The sequence below is a fragment of the Arthrobacter sp. AOP29-A2-19 genome, assembly GCF_058138025.1.
This window is the reverse complement of sequence record NZ_CM176894.1, coordinates 2,148,603-2,169,488: the sequence shown is the minus strand read 5'-3', so window position 1 is coordinate 2,169,488 and position 20,886 is coordinate 2,148,603. Positions and strand designations below refer to the sequence as shown.

General features: G+C 70.9%; 16 protein-coding genes. 10 read left to right on the top strand and 6 right to left on the bottom strand.

Features of this window, described 5'->3' with window-relative positions; genetic code table 11:
• Positions 1-16: 16 nt before the first annotated feature.
• The gene (locus AC3ZJJ_RS09965) at positions 17-211 is read left to right on the top strand and encodes a Trm112 family protein (protein ID WP_489891668.1); all 195 of its coding nucleotides are present in this window, start codon (positions 17-19) and stop codon (positions 209-211) included.
• A gap of 7 nt (positions 212-218) precedes the next feature.
• Positions 219-1,706, top strand: a complete 1,488-nt coding sequence (ahcY, locus tag AC3ZJJ_RS09960) for an adenosylhomocysteinase (protein ID WP_489891667.1) — start codon at positions 219-221, stop codon at positions 1,704-1,706.
• Here ahcY and AC3ZJJ_RS09955 read toward each other — a convergent pair.
• Positions 1,703-2,512: an RDD family protein gene (locus AC3ZJJ_RS09955; protein WP_489891666.1), complete on the bottom strand. Its 810-nt coding sequence runs from the start codon at positions 2,510-2,512 to the stop codon at positions 1,703-1,705. The genes ahcY and AC3ZJJ_RS09955 overlap by 4 nt on opposite strands.
• Before the next feature lie 104 nt (positions 2,513-2,616).
• Here AC3ZJJ_RS09955 and AC3ZJJ_RS09950 point away from each other — a divergent pair, with 104 nt between their 5' ends.
• Positions 2,617-3,609, top strand: a complete 993-nt coding sequence (locus AC3ZJJ_RS09950; RefSeq protein WP_489891665.1) for a stage II sporulation protein M — start codon at positions 2,617-2,619, stop codon at positions 3,607-3,609.
• Between the two features lie 33 nt (positions 3,610-3,642).
• Positions 3,643-5,007 (top strand): TIGR01906 family membrane protein, encoded by a 1,365-nt coding sequence (locus AC3ZJJ_RS09945; RefSeq protein WP_489891664.1) that lies wholly within the window; start codon positions 3,643-3,645, stop codon positions 5,005-5,007.
• 27 nt (positions 5,008-5,034) lie between these two features.
• On the opposite strand, the gene AC3ZJJ_RS09940 is transcribed toward AC3ZJJ_RS09945, so the two are convergent.
• Positions 5,035-6,915, bottom strand: a complete 1,881-nt coding sequence (locus tag AC3ZJJ_RS09940; protein ID WP_489891663.1) for an AMP-dependent synthetase/ligase — start codon at positions 6,913-6,915, stop codon at positions 5,035-5,037.
• A 65-nt stretch (positions 6,916-6,980) separates the two neighbouring features.
• On the bottom strand, positions 6,981-8,738 hold the full coding sequence (locus AC3ZJJ_RS09935) for a dolichyl-phosphate-mannose--protein mannosyltransferase (RefSeq protein WP_489895779.1): 1,758 nt from the start codon (positions 8,736-8,738) through the stop codon (positions 6,981-6,983).
• Between AC3ZJJ_RS09935 and rsmI the strand changes: the two genes are divergently transcribed.
• Positions 8,710-9,558: a 16S rRNA (cytidine(1402)-2'-O)-methyltransferase gene (gene rsmI / locus AC3ZJJ_RS09930; RefSeq protein ID WP_489891662.1), complete on the top strand. Its 849-nt coding sequence runs from the start codon at positions 8,710-8,712 to the stop codon at positions 9,556-9,558. The two genes, AC3ZJJ_RS09935 and rsmI, sit on opposite strands and share 29 nt — an antisense overlap.
• 183 nt (positions 9,559-9,741) lie before the next feature.
• Positions 9,742-11,226, top strand: a complete 1,485-nt coding sequence (locus AC3ZJJ_RS09925) for an NAD-dependent succinate-semialdehyde dehydrogenase (protein WP_489891661.1) — start codon at positions 9,742-9,744, stop codon at positions 11,224-11,226.
• 52 nt (positions 11,227-11,278) lie between these two features.
• On the opposite strand, the gene AC3ZJJ_RS09920 is transcribed toward AC3ZJJ_RS09925, so the two are convergent.
• The 3 genes from AC3ZJJ_RS09920 to AC3ZJJ_RS09910 are packed head-to-tail and all read right to left on the bottom strand — an operon-like array spanning position 11,279 to position 16,152.
• Positions 11,279-13,747, bottom strand: a complete 2,469-nt coding sequence (locus AC3ZJJ_RS09920; RefSeq protein WP_489891660.1) for a transglutaminase TgpA family protein — start codon at positions 13,745-13,747, stop codon at positions 11,279-11,281.
• Positions 13,744-15,162: a DUF58 domain-containing protein gene (locus AC3ZJJ_RS09915; protein WP_489891659.1), complete on the bottom strand. Its 1,419-nt coding sequence runs from the start codon at positions 15,160-15,162 to the stop codon at positions 13,744-13,746. Before AC3ZJJ_RS09915 ends, AC3ZJJ_RS09920 begins: the two co-directional genes overlap by 4 nt.
• A gap of 9 nt (positions 15,163-15,171) precedes the next feature.
• Positions 15,172-16,152, bottom strand: coding sequence for an AAA family ATPase (locus AC3ZJJ_RS09910; protein WP_489891658.1), 981 nt, complete (start codon positions 16,150-16,152; stop codon positions 15,172-15,174).
• Positions 16,153-16,296: 144 nt separating this feature from the next.
• On the opposite strand from AC3ZJJ_RS09910, the gene AC3ZJJ_RS09905 reads away from it, so the two are divergent.
• The 4 genes from AC3ZJJ_RS09905 (at position 16,297) to AC3ZJJ_RS09890 (ending at position 20,801) form a co-directional block, all read left to right on the top strand.
• Positions 16,297-17,319 (top strand): TatD family hydrolase, encoded by a 1,023-nt coding sequence (locus tag AC3ZJJ_RS09905; RefSeq protein ID WP_489891657.1) that lies wholly within the window; start codon positions 16,297-16,299, stop codon positions 17,317-17,319.
• A gap of 324 nt (positions 17,320-17,643) precedes the next feature.
• A complete protein-coding gene (locus tag AC3ZJJ_RS09900) occupies positions 17,644-18,864 on the top strand; it encodes a resuscitation-promoting factor (protein ID WP_489891656.1) in 1,221 nt (406 codons plus the stop codon).
• Between the two features lie 93 nt (positions 18,865-18,957).
• Positions 18,958-19,884, top strand: a complete 927-nt coding sequence (rsmA, locus tag AC3ZJJ_RS09895; RefSeq protein WP_489891655.1) for a 16S rRNA (adenine(1518)-N(6)/adenine(1519)-N(6))-dimethyltransferase RsmA — start codon at positions 18,958-18,960, stop codon at positions 19,882-19,884.
• Positions 19,881-20,801 carry a 4-(cytidine 5'-diphospho)-2-C-methyl-D-erythritol kinase gene (locus tag AC3ZJJ_RS09890; RefSeq protein WP_489891654.1) on the top strand — a complete coding sequence of 307 codons (921 nt, stop codon included), beginning with the start codon at positions 19,881-19,883 and terminating at the stop codon, positions 20,799-20,801. Before rsmA ends, AC3ZJJ_RS09890 begins: the two co-directional genes overlap by 4 nt.
• Positions 20,802-20,886: the final 85 nt, after the last annotated feature.

The following is a 20,886-nucleotide window of genomic DNA, read 5'->3' as shown; positions in this document are numbered from 1 at the left end:
CCATAAACTAGGGCCCATGGCCCACATTTCCCAGCAGCTTCTGGCTGTATTGCGTTGCCCGGAGACGGGATCCCCGCTGACCCAGCAGGGCGAAGAACTCGTTTCGGGCGCCAACGGCCCGCAGGGCGCGCCCGTGCGGTACACCATCCTCGAAGGCATCCCCGTCCTGCTGCGCCCCGCCGGCGCGGCCCCCAGCGACACCCCGGAGTAGTCCACACATGAGCTTTGAATACAAGATCGCCGACATCAGCCTCCACGAGGCCGGTCGCCACCAGATCCGCCTGGCCGAGCACGAGATGCCCGGGCTGATGTCCCTGCGCCGCGAGTACGCGGAAGCGCAGCCACTGAGGGGCGCCCGCATCGCGGGCTCCCTCCACATGACGGTGCAGACCGCCGTGTTGATCGAGACGTTGACTGCGCTCGGCGCCGAGGTCCGCTGGGCGTCGTGCAACATTTTCTCCACGCAGGACGAGGCCGCCGCGGCGACCGTCGTCGGCGCCGGCACGCCCGAGGACCCGCAGGGCGTGCCCGTGTTCGCCTGGAAGAACGAGTCCCTCGAGGACTATTGGTGGACCGCCGAGCAGATCCTCACCTGGCCCGGGGCCGCGGAGGACCCGGAGCTCGGCCCCAACATGATCCTGGACGACGGCGGCGACGCCACCATGCTGCTGCACAAGGGCGTCGAGTTCGAGGCCGCCGGCGCCGTCCCGTCTGCGGCGGAAGACGATTCCCACGAGCACACGCTGGTCCTTGAGACGCTGCGCAGGGCACTGGCCGCGGACCCACGCAAGTGGACCCGCACGGCCGAACGCATCCAGGGCGTTACCGAGGAGACCACAACCGGCGTTATGCGCCTCTACCAGCTGGCCGAGGCGGGCAAGCTGCTCTTCCCGGCGATCAACGTGAACGATTCCGTGACGAAGTCGAAGTTCGACAACAAGTACGGCATCCGGCACTCGCTGCCCGACGGCATCAACCGTGCCACCGACGTACTGATGGGCGGCAAGGTCGCCGTCGTCTGCGGCTACGGCGACGTTGGCAAGGGCGCCGCGGAGGCGCTGCGCGGCCAGGGCGCGCGCGTCATCGTCACCGAGATCGACCCGATCTGCGCGCTGCAGGCGGCCATGGACGGGTACCAGGTGGCGCGCCTGGAGTCGGTCGTCGGCCAGGGTGACATCTTCATCACCACCACCGGCGGCAAGGACATCATCATGGCCGCCGACATGCTCAAGATGAAGAACAAGGCCATCGTCGGGAACGTCGGGCACTTCGACAACGAGATCGACATGGCCGGCCTGGCCAAGGTCGACGGCGTGGTCAAGGTCGAGATCAAGCCGCAGGTCCACGAGTGGGTCTTCGGTGCCGGAACCGCCGGGGAGCGCTCCATCATCGTGCTGTCCGAGGGCCGCCTGCTTAACCTCGGCAACGCCACCGGGCACCCGTCGTTCGTGATGTCCAACTCCTTCGCCAACCAGACGATCGCCCAGGTCGAGCTCTTCACCAAGCACGGCCGGCCCGCGGCGGAGGGCGGGGAGCCGGAGTACGGCAACCAGGTCTACGTCCTGCCCAAGATCCTGGACGAGAAGGTGGCGCGCCTGCACCTGGACGCGCTGGGCGTCGAGCTGACCGAGCTGACCAAGGACCAGGCGGAGTACCTGGACCTGGACGTGGCGGGTCCCTACAAGTCGGAGCAGTACCGCTACTAGGCCCCGGATTCGTCGAACGGAAGGCGGTGGAGCCGTTGGCCCACCGCCTTCTGCCGTTCCTTCACAACAAGCATCCGGCGGTAGTCGCGGTCCCGGCGCTCGGCCATAACGGCTATCAGGAACTCCTCGGCGCCGGTTCCCTGCGGGGGAGCCGGGGCAACAAAGGCATTGAGCTCGTTGGCCAGCTCGATGCCGATCCGCGCCCGGGAGCCCTCCGTCATGGCGTCCGCCTGCCGGCCGAACCGCGAGACCTTGGCCGCAAGCGCATCCGGGACGCGGCCCAGGTCCGCCAGTTCCACCCAGGGACGCAGGTGCGCGGGGGCGGCGGGAAGGTTCGGGCGGACCTTCCGGCGGCGTTCGCGCATCGAATAGGTCCCGGCCAGCATGTCGCCCAGCCGTTTGCCACGCTCGTTGGCGAAAGACACGAGCAGGGCCAGCGAACCGAACATGGCGAGGATCTCCAGCAGGGCCAGCATGCCGCGGATGAACGCGTGCCGGAACCTGATCGCCCCACCGTCGTCGCGGACGATCCGCAGCCCCATCACGAGCCGCCCCAGCGACTTGCCGCGGCTGATCGTCTCGACGGCCACGGGCACCACCAGCAGCCAAAACACCAGCCATCCCACGATCCACGCCCTGCCGGCCGCTGAGTCCAGCCCGGCGGACGTCCGCGAGAGTAGGTAGGTGGTCAGCAGCAGTCCCAGGCCGTAGGCGACGTAGTCGATCGCGCAGCCGACAGCCCGCAGGACGAAGCTGGCCTCGCGCAACTCCAGGACCACCGCCTCGCCGGTGATGACAGTGCTCACGTGTTCCTCCGGGTTCCGCCCCTAGCGGAGGCTGCGCCGCGGCCCGCTGTGCCGTAGCGGCCGTTCTCCCAATCTAGCCGACCGCCCCGGGATAGGCTGGTCACGTGGATCTCGATGCCTTTGTAGCCGTGCACCAGGGGGACTGGCGGCGCCTCGACGAACTGTCGGGCAAACGCCGTCTCTCGGGTCCGGAAACCGACGAGTTCCTCTCCCTCTACGAGCGGGCGTCCACGCACCTTTCCATGGTGCGCTCGGTCGAGCCCGAAGCGTTCGTCTCCGCGGACCTTTCGGCCCGGCTGTCCCGGGCCCGGACGCGATTCACGGGGGCACGGACGGAAACGCTGCAGGACGTCGCCCAATTCTTCGTGGTCACCCTTCCCGCGGCGTTCTACCGCATCCGCCGGCCCACTTTGGTCGTCGGGGCGCTGTTCTGCCTGCTGGCCACGGCCTTCGGGATGTGGGCCGCCGGCTCCCCGGAGGTCATCCGCGCCATGGGCTCCGACGACGACCTGCGGGCCTACGTCGACCACCGGTTCGTGGACTACTACTCGGAGAACCCCGCGGCGTCCTTCGCGGGGGCCGTGTGGACGAACAACGCCCTGATCGCCGGCCTGTGCGTGGCCTTCGGCGTGACGGGCCTCTACGTCCCCTACGTGCTGTTCCAAAACGCCACCGGCATCGGGATGGCCGGCGGAGTCATGGCGGCGCACGGGGAACTCGACACGTTTTTCCTCTACATTCTGCCGCACGGCTTGATGGAGTTGACCAGCGTTTTTATCGCGGCCGCCGCCGGGCTGCGGATTTTTTGGGCCTGGGTCGCGCCGGGTCGGCGAACGCGCATCGCCGCCCTCGCAGCCGAGGGGCGCGCGCTGATGACCGTCGCGCTCGGGCTGGTGCTGGTCCTGCTCGTCTCCGGCGTCGTCGAGGCCTACGTGACGCCCAGCGCGCTGCCCCACTGGGCGCGCCTGGGGATCGGGCTGGCCGTGCTCGCCGCCTATTGGACCTACACCCTGGTGCTCGGCTCGCGCGCGGTCGCCGCCGGCGCCACCGGGGACCTGGACACGTACGACGCCGGGGCAACCGCCCCCATCGCCTGAACCATGGGCACCTATGAAAGGAAACGACTCCGCATGACGGACAAGGACACGCGGCAGGACCCGACGGAGCCCGTTGGCCCCGACACCACGGTGCCGCCGGATGCGGCGCTGTCCCGCAGGCCCGCCGACGCCCCCCTGGACGACTATGCCTCTGGGGCGGACACCGCGGGGCACGAGGGGTCACATGGCGACGCCGCGCAGAGTGCCGCGGCCGCGCATCGGGACGCCCAGGGCGACGACCGGCCACGGGACGCTTCGCCGGACGAAGCTTCGACGCCCGACCCGCAGTCCGCGGACCGGCCAACGGCGGCGGTGCCCGTGGTCCCGGAACCTGAGGCCGAAGCAGCGCCGGACGGGGCGCCGCCGGCATCCGAGCCCGCTCCGGCCCATGAGCCCGCCGCGGTGACCGCGTCCGCCCCGGCCTCCGAGACCGCCGCCGCGGCCTCCGAGACCGCCGCCGCGGCCTCTGAAACCGCCGCGCCAGCCGCCGTCCCGGCGTCGTCCCCCACGGCGAGGGAAGAACCAGAGAGCCGGCGCGCGAACGCCTCCGAATCGGCCGAGGTCAGGAAGATGGACCGGGCCGCCGCGATCGCCGCGGCGAAGCGCCCCGCGGCCGGCACAGGTCCGAAGCCGCGACTCGACGCCGAGGCGCAGCGCCGCAACGCCGCACGCGAGGCCGCGCTGACCGCCAAGCCGGTGCTGGCGCGCATCCTGCAGGTCCTGCTCGCGGTCGCCTTCCCGTTCCTGCTGGTCATCGGCGCCATCAAGGCCGTCGCCAGCCCGTGGTTCCTCTGGTTGGAGTACAACCGTCCCGGCTTCCCGGCGGACCGGTTCGGGTTCACCGCGGACGAGCGACTGACCTACGGTTCCTACGGCGTCGACTACCTGAACAACGCGGCGGGCCCCGACTACCTCGCCTCACTCGTCGGGACCACCGGCGGGGACCTGTTCCTGGCGTCGGAGGTCTCCCACATGGCGGACGTCAAGGCCGTCGTCGCCGCGACCTTCCTGGCCGGACTTATCCTGCTGGCCGCAGCGGTGCTGATCGCGTTCTACCTGGGCAGGAAGTATGCGGGCGGCATCCGCCGGGGCCTCTTTGCCGGCGCCGTGGCGACCGTGGTGGCCATGCTCGCCGTCGGCGTGTTGGCCGCAATGAACTGGCAGGCGTTCTTCTCCGGCTTCCACCAGATCTTCTTCGCCGACGGCACCTGGACCTTCAGCTTCTCCGACACGTTGATCCGCCTGTTCCCGCCCCAGTTCTGGATCGACGCCGGCATCGCCGTGGCGGGGCTGGTCCTGCTCGCCGCGCTCGGCACGCTGATCGCCACGTGGCCCACGGCCCGCCGCCGCGAGCGGTCCCGCTTGTTGCAGGAGGCCAGGGACTTCGGCCTGCGGTAGGCCGCGCTTCCGGGCGCCCCGGAACTCCTAGCGCGCGGCGGGGACGGGGGCGTAGAGCGCCTCGATGTCCGCCGCGCAACTGTCGATGACCGAGCCGCGCTTGAGCTTGAGCGACGGGGTCAGGTGTCCCGACGCCTCCGTGAACTCCCGCTCCAGCAGCACGAACTTCCGGATGCCTTCGGCCTTGGACACGGTGGCGTTCGCCAAGTCGACGGCGGCCTGCACCTCCCGCACCACCAACGGGTGTGTGCACGCCCGGGCCAGCGTCAGGCCGCCGAGGCCGTTCGCCGTGGCCCAGGGCCCGAGACCTTCCGGATCCAGCGTGACGAGCGCGGCGACGAAGGGCCGGTTCTCGCCGACCACCACAACCTGCGAGACGATCCGCGACGTGCGCACCAGCTCCTCCAGGGGCCCCGGCGCGATGTTCTTGCCGCCGGCCGTCACGAGCAGGTCTTTCTTGCGTCCCGTGATGGTGAGGAAGCCGTCGCGGTCCAGGGACCCGAGGTCTCCCGTGCGGAAGAAGCCCTCGGAGTCGAAGGCGTCGACCGACGCGTCCGGGTTGTTGTGGTAGCCGGCGAAGACGCCGATTCCGCGCAGCAGGACCTCACCGTCGTCCGCGATGCGCACCGTGGTGCCGGGGATGGGGATGCCGACGCTTCCCACGCGCGTGTTGTTTGTGCGGTTGACCGTCGCGGGCGCCGTGGTCTCGGTCAGGCCGTAGCCCTCCAGGAGTTCGACCCCCGCTCCGCGGAAGAAGTGCGCCAGCTCCGTGTTCAGCTCGGACGCGCCGGAGATCGTGTACTTCGCCTTGCCTCCCAGGATGTTGCGCAGCTTCGGGTACAGGACGCGGTCGAAGAAGAGGTGCCGCGCGACGTCCGCCGGGGTGCGGCGGGCCGTGGTCCCGCGGGCGCGGGCGTCGCGCGCCTTGGAGGTGAGGATCGCCGTTCGTTCCGCGCTGGCGAACAGGCCCCCCTTCCCGGCGGACTCCGCGGTGGACATGGCGCCTGACCGGATCTTCTCGAAGATCCGGGGCACGGCAAGCAGGAACGTGGGCTTGAACGACGCCAGATCGGCCATCAGGTCGGCGGCCCCGGAGGTGTGGGCCACCGTGGTGTCCGCGTGGACGCAGACCTGCTGGACGGCGCGGGCCAGGACATGGGCGAGCGGGAGGAACATCAGCGTCCGCGAGTTCCTGGCGACGACGTCGTTCATGTGGGGCACCAGGTTCACGGCGACCAGGGAGAAGTTGGCGTGCGTCATCACGCAGCCCTTGGGCCGGCCCGTGGTGCCGGACGTGTACACCAGCGAGGCGGGATCCGACAGCCTGCGCGACGTGCGGGCGGCCTCGACTTCCGCATCGGTGACCGGGTCCGCGTGGCCCGCCGCGATTCGCTCCTCCAACGCCGCGCCCGCGGGGGATCCGCTGTCCGCGCCGGAGGTCGGCCCGGACGCGGTTCCGCGATCAAAGGTCCACACGGTGACCGCGTCGCCGAGGGAGGCCGAGGCGGCCGCGACCGCCTCGGCGTGGGCGTCGCCCTCGGCCAGGACGTGGCGCGCGCCGGAGTCCCGGAGGATCCATTCGATTTGGTAGGGGGAGCTTGTCTCGTAGATGGGGACGGAGACGGCGCCGGCGAACCACACCGCCTGCTCGGCCAACGCCCACTCGTAGCGGGTGCGGGACATGATGGCCACCGAGTCGCCGGGCCGGATTCCCGCGCCGATGAGGGACTTGGCCAGCCCGCGGACACCGTCCACGTACGCCGCGGTGGACACGTCGACCCACTCGCCGGCCCGCTTGACCGCATAGATTGCCGGACCGCCCCCGCGTGCCAACCTGTCCACGAGCAGTTGGCTGGTGCTGAAACTCTCCGGCAGGTCGACGAACAGGTCTGTGCTGGATTCGCGCACGATGTACTCCCTGGTGGTGTTTATGGGCCGGATCACATTCTAAGTTACTGTCTGGTAATAAGAGTTCAGCCCCAGCTGGGCATCCAGCGCCTCAGGGTCCACTGGTCGTAGGGGATGGTCTCCCCGGTCCAGACGGGCCAGAAGAAGGCGGACACGACCAACGCCAGCGCCAGGAAGCCGCCCACGGCGAGCGTGCCCGCGCGCCGGCGTTCCGGCGGAGCTCCCGGGCGCCCGGCCGCGAGGGCCAGCACGTAGGTTAGCGAGAGGACCATAAAGGGTTGGAAGGCGATCGTGTAGAAGAAGAACATGGTGCGGTCCGGGTAGCCGAACCAGGGTCCAAAACCGGCCAGCATGCCGGCGAGGATCGCGCCCGCGCGCCAGTCCCGTCCGCCGGCCCAGTGCAACAGGAGCACCAGCAGGCTGAGAGCGGCAGCCCACCAGATGATCGGGTTGGGGAGGTCCGTGACGACGGCGGCGCAGTCGGCCGAGACGCAGTCGCCCTGGCCCCTTTCGGATCCCACGTAGTAGAACAGCACCGGCCGCCCCGCGAACAGCCAGGTCCACGGGCCCGATTCCCACGAGTGGTCGGAGCTCAGGCCTTGGTGGAACTCGTAGGCGCTGCGGTGGTACTCGATCAGCGAGCGCAGCGGCGCGGGCACGCCGGGCCAGGCGGAGTCGGGGTTGTCCGCGGCCCATTGGCGGTCGTAGCCGCCGGCCGTCGCCAGCCATCCCGTCCACGTGGCCAAGTAGGTCAGTGCCGCCGCCGGAACGACGGTAAGGAAGGCGGGGACGCCGTCGCGGAGCAGTCCCGCGGACATCCACCTCCCGATGCCGGCGATTCGCCGGGCCTGCACGTCCCATAGGACCGTCATCAGGCCGAACACGGCCACGAACGCCAGCGCGGACCACTTGACTCCGACGGCGCCCCCAAGCATGACCCCCGCAACGAGGCGCCACGGACGCCACGGCATCCACGGCCCGTAGAGTAGGGCTGCCCGCCGCGCCCCGGCGTCGGAATCGAGCATGGCGGAGGACAGCCGGTCGGCGAGCTTCCCGCGGCCGTGCTGGCGGTCGAGCAGCAGGGCGTAGAACGCGGCCACCACGAAGAACATCTGGAAGATGTCCAGCAGCGCGGTGCGCGAAAGCACCAGGTGGTGGCCCTCGATCGCGGTCAACAGTCCGGCCACGCCGCCCAGCGCCGCCGAGGCGAACAGCCGCTGAGCGATCAGCGCGATCAGCAGCACGGAGAGCGTTCCCACGGCGGCGGACGAGAACCGCCAGCCCAGCCCGTGGTCCGTGCCGAAGAGGAGCATTCCCAGGCCGATGAGCCACTTGCCCAGGGGCGGGTGCACCACGTACGCGGCCGATTCCAGCGGCGCGGGGTTCCCCGCCAGGTAGGCGTCGTTCGCGTCGTCGGCCCACTGCCGCTCGTACCCGGACTGCAGGAGCGTGTAGGCGTCCTTGACGTAGTACGTCTCGTCGAAGGTGAACGCGTGCGGGTTGTCGAGGTTCCAGAAGCGCAGGATGCCGGCGACGAGCGTCACGGCCAGGGGCAGGATCCACCCCAGCGGCCCCAGCCGCGTCCCGGCGCCGAGAAGCCGCCCGCGCAGGGCGTCGCGGCCATAGGCTTCCGCGGGGACGCGAGTCAGCGCGTGGCGTGCTGGAGAGGTCGTGGCGCTCACCCGGGCAACTCTACCGGCGGCCCCGCGCGCGGGTGTCCAGGGGCGGCCGGCGGACGGCCGTCGCGCCGTCCCGCCGGGCGGTGAGCCGGCGCCCGGCCGGTAGGCTGGTCCGGTGGATACTCCGAAGGCCCCCGGCCGCATCGTCCTGGCGGCAACGCCCATCGGCAACCTCGGCGACGCGTCGCCCCGCCTGATCGAGCTGATGACGACGGCGGACCTGGTCGCCGCGGAGGACACCCGCCGCCTGCTGCACCTGGCCAACGCGCTGGGAGTCCGAGTGGCCGGGAAAATGGTCAGCTACCACGAACACAACGAGGTGGCGCGGATCGCCGAGCTGCTGGAGCACGTGCGCGCCGGGGAAACCCTCTTGGTGGTCAGCGACGCGGGGATGCCCGCGGTCTCCGATCCGGGCTTCAGGCTGGTCGAGGCCGCCGTCGCGGAGGGCCTGACGGTCACCGCCGTCCCCGGTCCGTCCGCGGTCCTGACCGCGCTCGCGCTCTCGGGACTCCCCACGGACCGGTTCACCTTCGAGGGGTTCCTCCCGCGCAAGGCGGGGGAGCGCGCGGCCAGGCTGGCGGAGCTCGGCAAGGAGCAGCGCACGATGGTGTTCTTCGAGGCGCCGCACCGTCTCGAGCCCATGCTGCGGGCGCTCGCCGAGGCCTTCGGCCCGGAGCGGCCCGCGGCGGTCGCCCGCGAGCTGACGAAGATGCACGAGGAGGTCCTGCGCGGGCCGCTGCGCCAGCTGCTGGTCTGGTCCGAGGGCGAGGTCCGCGGCGAGATTGCCGTTGTGGTGGGCGGCGCGCCCGCGGGAGAGCCCGCTCGTGCCGTCGACCACGTGGCGCGGGTCCAGGCCCTCGTCGACGGTGGCATGCGCCTCAAGGACGCCGTGGGCGCGGTCGCGGAGAGCGAGCGCGTGTCCAAGCGCGAGCTCTACGCAGCCGTGCTCGCCTCGCGGAGCTGAACGGCTGGCCGGCCCGGCCGGACTGGCGCCGCCGAAGGGCGCGGCATGGCCCTCCACGCGTCTCGGGCATCTGCACAACGTCACGAATGAGGCGTGGTGCACAGCGGCATTTACAGTGTCAGGGAACCGTCATTACCGTGGCAGGGATAGCCCGGCCACCCCTAGCATTGGGAGATTTACGCGATGACCACCATCACCCTTGAGCGCGAAGCAGCGTTGCTTGCCTCTGTCCCCACCGGCCTGCTGATCAACGGCGAATGGCGCGACGCCTCCGACGGCGGAACCTTCGACGTGCACGATCCGGCCACCGGGCAGGTGCTGGCGACCCTCGCCTCCGCCACCAGCGAGGACGCCATGGCCGCCCTCGACGCTGCCGACGCCGCCCAGGCGGCCTGGGCGCGGACCGCGCCCCGCGAGCGCGCCGAGATCCTGCGCCGCGCGTTCGACCTCGTCACGGCCCGCGCCGAGGACTTCGCCCTGCTGATGACCCTCGAGATGGGCAAGCCCCTGGCCGAGTCGCGCGGCGAAGTGACCTACGGCGCGGAGTTCCTGCGCTGGTTCTCCGAAGAGGCCGTGCGCGACTACGGCCGCTACGTCACCAGCCCGGAGGGCAAGAACAAGCTCCTCGTCCACCGCAAGCCCGTGGGCCCGTGCTTCCTGATCACCCCGTGGAACTTCCCGCTGGCCATGGCCACGCGCAAGGTCGCGCCCGCGGTGGCCGCCGGCTGCACCATGGTCCTGAAGCCCGCCAAGCTGACCCCGCTGACCTCGCAGCTTTTCGCCGCCACGATGCTCGAGGCGGGCCTGCCCGCCGGCGTCCTGAACGTCGTCTCCTCCAAGAGCGCCTCCGGCGTCTCCGGCCCGATCATCAAGGACTCCCGCCTGCGCAAGGTGTCCTTCACCGGCTCCACGCCCGTCGGCAAACAGCTGATGAAGGACGCGGCGGACAACGTGCTGCGCACCTCCATGGAGCTCGGCGGCAACGCCCCGTTCCTGGTCTTCGAGGACGCCGACCTGGACAAGGCCGTGGCCGGCGCGATGGCCGCGAAGATGCGCAACATGGGCGAGGCCTGCACAGCGGCCAACCGCTTCCTGGTCCAGGCGTCCGTCGCCGAGGAGTTCACCCGCAAGTTCGCCGAGGCGATGGCGGCGCTGAAGCCCGGCCGCGGTACGGACGGGGACAGCAACGTGGGCCCGCTGATCGACGGCGGCGCGCGCGACGACGTGCACTCGCTGGTCACCGACGCCGTCGAGGCCGGGGCGACCGTGGTCACCGGCGGTTCCGCACTGGAGGGCGAGGGGTACTTCTACAAGCCCACCGTCCTGTCCGGAGTCCCCAACGACGCCGAGATCCTGCGCAGCGAGATCTTCGGGCCGGTCGCTCCCGTGACGACGTTCGAAACCGAGGAGCAGGCCATCGCCCTGGCCAACGCCAGCGAGTACGGCCTGGCCTCCTACCTGTTTACCAGCGACTACAACCGCATGTTCCGCGTCGCCGAGCAGATCGAGTTCGGAATGGTCGGATTCAACGCGGGCGTCATCTCCAACGCCGCCGCCCCCTTCGGTGGCGTGAAGCAGTCGGGCCTCGGCCGCGAGGGCGGCGCGGAGGGCATCGCCGAGTACACAACGACGCAGTACATCGGCATCGCCGACCCGTACGCCGTCTAGCCCCCCACCACCACGCGACAGCGCCCCGGTTCCGCCGGGGCGCTGTCGCGTTTCAGCGGGCGAACAGCGACGGGGGCAGCCCCGTGGCACGCGCCTGGGCGCCGGGAGCCGCGGCCCCGGAGAGTTCGATCTCGACGTCGCGCAGCGCCGACACCAGTGCCTGCCCCGGGCGCTGGCCGCCGGAGCCGGCACCGGGGGACGGGCTGCGCCGACCGGGGGCGGCGCACACGGCGTCCGGCGCCGGCCGGGAATATCGCACGCGCTCGTAGGAGTCCCTCAGGAGCGTCAGGGACGCGGCGGCGTCCGGCGCCCGCTGCCGCAGCCGGGCCGCATAGTCGTGTGCCGTCTCCGCGCCCCGCATGCGCATCCCGTAGTCCGTTCCGAGCGCCACAAGCTCTTCCCACGCGGCGGCGGGGCCGTCGCGTCCGGCGTCCGGGAACCGGCGTGCGTCGTCGTCCATGGCGCGGATCCTGCGCAGCCGGCGGGCCCGCAGGAGGCGGCGCGCCCCGTGGGGGCCGAACAGCGCCAGCAGTGCCAGGGCGCCCGCCCCGACCAGGCCTCCCGCGCCGCTGTCCCGACCGCCGGTGCCGGCTCCCGGCGCAGCCCCGGCCGAGGACGATTCGGCGGCCGACGGCGCCGGGGTAGAAGAGTTGTTCGCCGTCGCCCCCGGCAGACGCGGATCCTCCTCGGGCGGCGTGGATCCGCCCAGCTGCTCCGGAGCGTACGCCGGCGAGGCGCCCCGGCCCGGAGTGGGCTCGAAGGGCACCCACCCGATGCCGGCGAAGTAGAGCTCGGGCCAGGCGTGGGCGCTGCGCGGGCTGAGCTGGTAGCCGGTCAGTTCCTGCCCGTCGGATCCCAGGGTGGTTTCGCCGTTGGTCCGGCCGGGCGCGTAGCCGATGGCGATGCGGCTGGGGATGTCCAGCGAGCGCGCCATCAGGGCCATGGCCGAGGAGTAGTGGATGCAGTACCCGCTCTTCTGCCGCAGGAACGCCTCCACAACTGCCAGCCCGTTCCCGTCGTAGCCCTGCTCCAACGGCGTCTGCTCCGAGTACGTGTAGTCGATCCCGCGCAGGTGGTTCTGGAGGGCCACCGCCTGTTCGTAGGCCGAGTCGGCGCCCGCCTCGCGGACCACCGAGGCGGCGGTTTCGCGCACGATCTCCGGGAGGTCCTCGGGCACCGAGCTGTAGACGGGCGGCACCAACCGCTCCAGGATTTCGGGGTTTTCGGCTGAGAACTCGTCGCTGGCCTCCAGCAGCTCTGCCGTCAGCACTGGCACGGTGGACACCACGCGGTAGTCCTGGTCCAGGCTCGACGTGCCGCGGTCCGCCAAGACCGTGGCTGTTTCCCCGTACCACCCCCACTCGCCGCTCAGCCCCCCGACGGCGGCCGCGCCGCGGGGGAGGGGAAGCCAGGGGCTCTGGTAGTTGCCCGTGGCGATGCGCGTGTTCACGTCGCGGGTCTCCGTCACCAGGGGATCGAAGAGCCCGCCGAACGTTCCGCTCGTCGTCGGGAGCTGCGTGTCCACCGGGAGCCGCGCCACGTCGTCGTCGCTGGGCCTCCACCGCTCGGCGTCCAGGTCCCCGACGACGGCGGTCCGCAGGTACAGGGGGTCCTCCGAGTCCGTGAAGTACTCGATGGTGGTCAGGCCCAGGGGGCTGCGCAGGTTGTTGCCCAGGTTGAGCACCGGATTGATGCCGCTCGGTTCGCCCCAGAGGTAGAGCCGGCGCCCTTCCGGCAGCAGCCCCGTGGTGAACCCGGGGAGGGCGAACGGCACCAACAACATGGCGATGACCGAGGTGGCGCCGATCATGGCCGCCTGTCTGCCCATTCCCGTGCGCAGCGCGCTGCGCGGAACCTGGGCCGTGTCCGCCAGCCGGGCCGCCGCCAGGATCAGCAGGAACCCTACACCCGTCGCGGCGATGTGCCCCAGGCCGGCGCCGGAGGGCTTGATGAGCGAGGAAGCCGCCAGAATGACGGCGAGGGGGATGGCGGACAGGGCGGGAAACCGCAGGCCGAAGGCGATCAGGTCCACGGTCACGGCAACCAGTCCGATGGACAGGCAGGTCAGGAACACGAGCGGCCGCTCGGCGAGCACCGGGACCGACTGGGACAACACGGCCTCGTTGGCCTGGGGGAAGAGCTCGATGGCGCGCTGGATGGTCGAGGAGTCGGGGATGAACCCGAGGATTGCGGTGTCGGAGAAGAACTGGAGTGTCAGGGTGAGGCCCAGCGCCACCAGCGCCGCCAACGTGGGCCAGGGGCTCGCGGCGCCCGATGCCCGGACGATGCCGGCAGCGGCGCAGACGGCGCCGACTGTCACCGTGGAGTGTTCCAGCCAGCGCCATCCCTCGAAGACGCCGGACAGGCTGCCGGCGGCGAAGAGCACCGCCGCCGCGACCGCGACGGCGCCGAGCCAGGTGGACCCCAGTGGAGGCCGCCGCGGGGAGCGCGGGGCGGCCTGCCCGGGCTGCCTCGGCGGGGCAGGGGCCGGGGGACTGGGCGGCGCGTGGAGTGCCGTCACCGCCGGCCTCCGCGCCCGGCGACCCGCTCGGCGGTGCCGAGGACGTCCCAGGCCTCGGACAGCGGCAGCGTCGGGTCCGCGGCCACCGGATGCCAACCGGCCCGGCGGAAGGCCTTCCCGGCGGGCAGCGCGACGGCGGGGCTGCTGGTCACAAGGAAGGCCGCCACGTTGCGCGACGTGCCCAGCGACTCCGTCCAGGCGCGCGCCTCCCGCTCGTCCAGGTGGCCCGTCAGGATGACCAGCGGGTTTCGCGCGTTGCGGATCCGGGAGGAGAGCCGAGGTCCGGAGGAATGGGCGCCGGGGTCCGCGCGTCCGTCGGCGTCGCGGCGGCGCCGGTGCTTGGCGTCCGATTCCAGCGCCACGGCGGCGAGCGATAGCTGGAGATCCGTCGCCGCGTTCGGGCCCTGGTAGAGGTCGCGGCCGGGATCGACCGCCGAGGAGGACGACGCGGCCAGCGGATCCCCGTGCTGGTCGAGCACCTCGACGGCGTAGCCGAGTTCCGCCAGGTGCGCGCCGATGCCGATCGCGGCCGCCAGCACCCAGTCGAAGCAGGCGGTGGTCGTGCCCGCGGCGTCCGTGAAGTTCGACACCTCGCGGGGTTCGTCGGCGCCGACATAGCTGCCGTTGTAGGGCTCCCGTCGGCGGTCGACCAGCAGCGTGGCCCTGGGGGTCGACTGGTATTCCTCCTGGCGCACCATCAGCGATCCATGGCGGGCGGTCGCCGGCCAGTGGATTCGGCGCATGGAGTCGCCGTCGCGGTATTCGCGTGTCATGGCGTCGTCGCTGTCCGGAGTGGCCTGGCGGTTCGCGCGGGCCTCGCCGTGGGTTCCCCGATCGCCAAGTACGCCGCTGGGGTCCAGCCGCTCGATCGGCTGCACCACCGTGAGCGGCGAGGGCCGGTCCACCGAGCCGGGACGCGTGGCCAGTCCGAACGGGTCGGTGAACTGCGCCGTGAGCGGTCCCACGGAATAGACCCCGCGGTGTGCCGGCTTCAGTCGGTACTGGTAGAGCCCGGCGGCCGAGGGATAGTCGAAGGACGGGCGGCTGCCGAATCGCTCGGGCAGGGTCTCCGTCAGTCGGACCGACCCCGGGGCCGGTCCGGCGTGCGTGACCTCGAGCAGCACCCGCGCGGATTCACCGGCCACGACCGGGTCCGGCGAGAACCCTCGGCGCACGTGCAGGCGGCTTCGGCCGATTCGCACCACGGCGGCCGCCGCCAGCGGGGCGACCAGCAGGAATACGGCGACGTTGACCAGTTCCCGGCGCCCCAGCAGCCAGGCGACCAGCAGGGTAGCTGCGCCGCAGAGGAAGATCGCCCAGCCCCGCCGGGTCAGAAACGCCAGGCGAAGCCGCTGCTGCAGCGTGCGGTGCCCGCCCTCGTCACCCTGTCGGCCGCCTTCCCCCAGGACGGTCACGCTGGCCCCTCAGCCCCGAGCCCCGGCACGCACCGGCACCCTGGCCAGAAGTCCGTCAACGATGTCCGCCTCTGTGGTGCCGGCGACCTCCGCGCGGCGCTGCAGAACGAGCCGGTGCGCCAGGACGGGAGGGCTGACCGCGGCGACGTCGTCCGGCAGCACAAAATCGCGGGCGTTCAGTGCGGCCTCCGCCTTCGCCGCGCGCAGCAGCTGGAGGAGCGAGCGCGGGCTGGCCCCGAGTCGCACGTCGGGATGCTCGCGCGAGGCCTGGCCTAGCGCCACCACGTACTCCTTGACGGGATCCGAGACGTAGACCGATTGGACTGTCGCAATCAGCGCGCGCAGCTCCCCGGTGTCCACCACGGCGCGGACGGCGTCCAGCGGCGACCTCGACTGGTGCGTCTCGAGCATGGCGAGCTCTGCCGTCGTGTCCGGATAGCCCATGGACACGCGCGCCATAAAGCGGTCGCGCTGGGCTTCGGGGAGAGGGAACGTGCCCTCCAACTCGATGGGGTTCTGCGTCGCGATCACCATAAAGGGCTCGTCCAGCGTGTAGGTGGTGCCGTCCACCGTGACCTGGTGCTCTTCCATGCACTCGAGGAGCGCGGACTGCGTCTTGGCTGAGGCGCGGTTGATCTCGTCGCCGATGACGATGTTCGCGAAGACGGGGCCCTGACGGAACTCGAACGTGTGCGAGTCCTGGTTGTAGATGGACACGCCGGTGACGTCGGAGGGCAGGAGATCCGGCGTGAACTGGATCCTGCTGACGCTGCAGTCCACGGTCCGCGCGAGGGTCTTGGCGAGCATCGTCTTGCCGACGCCGGGCACGTCCTCCAGCAGCAGGTGCCCCTGGGCCAGCAGCACGGTGAGCGCGGTCCGGGCCACGGCGGCCTTCCCGTCGATGACCGTGGCGATGGAATCCAGAATCTTCCCGCAGCTTCGTCCGAAGTCCTCGGCCGAATACGTCCCCGACTGCGTGGCTGGCTGCACGTGCACTCCCTGCTCGCTATGGCGATAGAAACTCGTTTTGACAAGACTACTCACGAATGATGTGGCGTGGGGCACATCGGTCGGCGCACCGGGCCGGAGGTAGCCTTGGTCTGCACTTCAACACCCGCGCAGAGAGGACATCCGTTGCCGAACAGCCACCCGGACCATCGGCCGAGCGCCACGGGGCGGGCGGCCCTCGCCGCCGGCGGCCAGACCCCGGCCGCCTACCGTCCCCCGGAGCAGGAGGGCGAGCCCTCGGGTGGCGCCGGGTCGGCCGACGCTGGATCCGGCGACGGGGCCCGGCGCGCGGGGGACGACGCCGGACGCAAACGCAACCTCGACTACCCGCCCGCGCCGGAGCCGCTGGCCGTCCCCGTGCCGGACAACCACACGCACCTGGACTTCCGGGACGGGTGGGTCACCGTCGGCGTCTCCGACGCGCTGGACGCGGCCAACGCCGTTGGCGTGTCCGGCGTTGTCCAGGTGGGCTGCGACGTCGAATCGTCCCGGTTCGCCGTCGCGGCCGCCGAGGCGGACGTCCGGGTCCTGGCCGCCGTGGCCATCCATCCAAACGACGCGCCGCCGCTGGCGGAGCGGGGCGGGCTCGACGACGCGCTCGCGCAGGTCGACGTCCTGGCCGCGCACCCCCGGGTCAGGGCCGTGGGGGAGACCGGCCTGGACCGCTTCAGGACCGGGCCGGAGGGCGCCGCCGCGCAGGAGTACTCGTTCCGCCGCCACATCGACATGGCGGTGCGGCACGGCAAGGCACTGCAGATCCACGACCGTGAGGCGCACGCGGACATCGTGCGGATCCTGGGGGAGGAAAAGCTACCGGACAGGGTCGTCTTCCACTGCTTCTCGGGCGACGCGGAGCTGGCCCGCATCTGCAACGAGAACGGCTGGTACATGTCCTTCTCCGGCACGGTGACGTTCAAGAACTCGCACGGACTGCGCGAGGCCCTGGCGCTCGCCGACCGGAACCTGGTGTTGGTGGAGACGGACGCCCCGTTCCTCACCCCGCACCCGTTCCGCGGGCGGCCCAATGCGAGCTACCTCATCCCCTATACCGTGCGGTCCATGGCCGGTTTCCTGGGGGAGGACGTGGACGGGTTCTGCCGTGACCTGGCGTCCAACACTTTGGCGGTCTACGGGAGATTCGATCGGTAGGATTCGGGCCCTCTCTCGCCGGAATCCGCGGCCGCACGCCGGCCCCTACACCGGATCCGCACGAATTCAACGGAGCGCGCTTGTCACATTATTACGAATCGGTTACGGTTAACGATTAGTAGCCGGGATCGGGGAAGGTTTCCGGGTATCAAGCCGAGCCGGAAGGCAGTTGGACGTTCCGTTCGTACGCCCAAACACGCATCCGCGTAGCTCGACCTGTGCCATGCAATGACGCCAGCACGGGAGGATCCCACGTGCGACTCGCTGGGGTCGTCCTCCAGTGCCAATACCCCGTGCCCGGAAGCCAACGACGTTTGGATTCCCGTGCAACACGCCCTCAAAAAACGCTGGGTCAAGATCAGCGCCCAGGCGGTCATCCTGACCGCACTCGTTCTAGGACTCGTCTCCTTCGTGGGAGCCAACAAGACGGTCGCACTGACCGTCGACGGTGAGACGCAGAGCGTCCAGACCTTTGGCGGGACCGTGGCCGATGTGCTCGCCGCCTCAAACATCTCCCTCGCCGACCGCGACGAGGTCACCCCCTCGCTCGAGGCTCAGATCCAGGACGGCACGGCCATCGAGGTCAACCGCTCCAAGGCCGTCAACGTCTCCATTGATGGAGTCGACCGCGTCGTCCACACCACCGGCATGACCGTGGCGGACATCCTGGCCCAGCTCAAGGTCGAAGGCGCGTCCGACGTCTCGCTGGGAGACCAGATGCAGCTCGCGTCGCTGAGCACCCCCCTCGAGATCAGCACCCCCAAGACCGTCGCCCTGACCGTTGACGGCAAGACCCGCAAGCTGACGACGACGGTCGAGACCGTCGGCGCCCTGCTGGCGGAGTCCAAGGTCAAGCTGGACAAGGACGACGAGCTCTCCGCCAAGAAGGCCGCCAAGGTCTCCGACGGGTTGAAGCTCAAGGTTGTGCGCGTCGCGACCAAGACCACCACCGGCACGCAGGCCATCGCCAACGGCAAGAAGACCGTCGAGGACGATTCGCTCCTCGAGGGCAAGACCAAGGTGCTCGAGGCCGGCAGCGACGGCGTCCGCACCTTGAGCTACAAGGTCGTGACGAAGGACGGCAAGACGGTTTCCAAGAAGCTGGTCGGCTCCAAGGTCACCACCAAGGCTGTCGACACGAAGATCGCCGTCGGCACCAAGGAAAAGCCGAAGCCGGTCGTGAAGTCCGCCCCGGCGAAGTCCGCCACTTCGGCTCCGAAGGCCTCGGCCCCGAAGGCCTCCACCCCCAAGGCCGCGGCGTCCAGTTCCGGCGGCACGACCGCCTCCGCCTCCAACGTCTCCGGCTCTTGGGCCGCGCTCGCCAAGTGCGAGTCCGGCGGCAATTGGGCCATCAACACCGGCAACGGATACTACGGCGGGCTGCAGTTCAGCCTGAGCAGCTGGCAGGGCGTCGGCGGCACGCAATACGCCGCCTACCCGCACCAGGCCACCCCGGCACAGCAGATTGCCGCGGCGGAGAAGCTCCGGGCGAGCGGTGGCTGGGGCCACTGGCCCGCCTGCTCGGCCAAGCTCGGCCTGCGCTAGACAGCGGAGCCGCCAGGTGCGGCACCGTGGACAAGGGAGGAGCCCCGCCACACCGGCGGGGCTCCTCCCTTGTCCTGAACTAGGATTGGTTGCGTGACTGACGACTCTCCGAACGCCCCGGCGCAGGCCGCGCCCACCGGCCCGCCTCCGCTTTTGGGCGCAGCCGACATCCGACGCCTCGCCGGCGAACTCGACGTGCGGCCGACCAAGACGCTCGGCCAGAACTTCGTCATCGACGGGAACACCATCCGCCGCATCGTCGCCTCGGCGGGCATCGGGCCGGAGGAGACGGTGCTGGAGGTTGGCCCGGGGCTGGGCTCGCTCACGCTGGGCCTGCTCGATGCCGCGTCCAGGGTCGTCGCCGTCGAGATCGACCCGAAGCTTGCCGGCCGGCTTGAACAGACCGTGGCGGAGTTCCGGCCCGCCCGCGCGCGGAACCTCGACGTCGTCCTCGCCGACGCCATGCGTGTCACCGAACTGCCCCATCCGCCGAGCTCACTGGTGGCCAACCTCCCGTACAACGTCGCGGTCCCCGTGGTGCTTCACCTGTTGGAGCATTTCCCGAGCATCCGCCACGGCCTGGTCATGGTCCAGGACGAGGTCGCCGACAGGCTGTGCGCCGGCCCGGGCAACAAGACCTACGGGATCCCGAGTGTGAAGGCCGCCTGGTACGGCACCATGCGCAAAGCCGGAGTCATCGGCATGAACGTCTTCTGGCCCGCACCCAAGATCCACAGCGGGCTGGTGGGCTTCGAACGCCACGAGCCGCCGCGCACGACGGCGACGCGAGAGCAGGTCTTCGCGGTCATCGACGCCGCGTTCGCCCAACGGCGCAAGACGCTGCGCGCGGCGCTGGCCGGATGGGCCGGCGGCGCCGTCCGCGCCGAGGAGGCGCTTGTGGCCGCAGGGATCGATCCGCAGACCCGCGGCGAGCGACTGGGCATCGAGGAGTTCGCCCGGATCGCCGAGGCCGCCGTGAAGGCCGCGAAACCCGTGGACGCCGACGGGGCAGTCTCGTGACCCGCACGGTGACCGCGCGCGCGCCGGGCAAGATCAACGTGTACTTCCGCGTTGGTCCGCCGCGCGAGGACGGCTACCACTCTGTCGCCAGCCTCTACCTGGCGGTGTCGATGTTCGAGGACGTGTCCGCCACCGCGCGCGCGGACGGCGGCGTGACGGTCAGCCTGCACCCGGATTCCACGGCCGTGACCGATCCGGAGGACTTCCCGCTGGGAGAGGACAACCTGGTGGTCCGCGCAGCGCGGCTGCTGGCCGAGCACACCGGGCATGCCGCGGGCGTGGATCTGGAGATCACCAAGCGGGTCCCGATCGCGGGCGGCATGGGTGGCGGATCGGCCGACGCCGCCGCCACCCTTGTGGCCTGCAACGCCCTCTGGGGCACCGGGCTGAACCGCGAGGAACTCGGCAAACTCGGAGCCCGGCTGGGAGCCGACGTGCCGTTCGCGCTGTCCGGCGGCGCCGCGGTAGGCCTCGGCGTCGGCGACGAATTGTCGCCGCTGCTGATGCGCAGCCGAACGGACTGGGTGCTGGTGCCGGCAAGCTACGGTTTGTCCACGCCCGCCGTCTACGCCGAACTCGACGAGTTGCGCCAGGGACGGGACGTCCAGGAGCCCACCGAGGTCGACCCCGCCGTCGTGCAGGCCCTCGTGGCGGGCGACCATGTGCTGCTGCAGGGGCTGGTGGAGAACGATCTGGCCCCCGCCGCACGTTCCCTCGCCCCCGTCCTGGGCGCCGTCCTGGAGATGGGCGAGTCCGCCGGCGCCTTGGCGTCCATCGTGTCCGGCTCCGGGCCCACCATTGCGCTGCTTGTCAGCGACGAGGAACACGCCGAGGAGGTGGCGTTCCAACTCCGCGACGAGTCCGGCCTGGATGCCCGCCCCGTCTACGGCCCGGTCCACGGCGCCACCATCGTCTGAGGACCGGGGCCCACAGCCCCCACCACGCGCCCTGTCGTGAACGATCATGGCGCACCGCACGCCTCCCGCCGTCGGATCCGCCGGC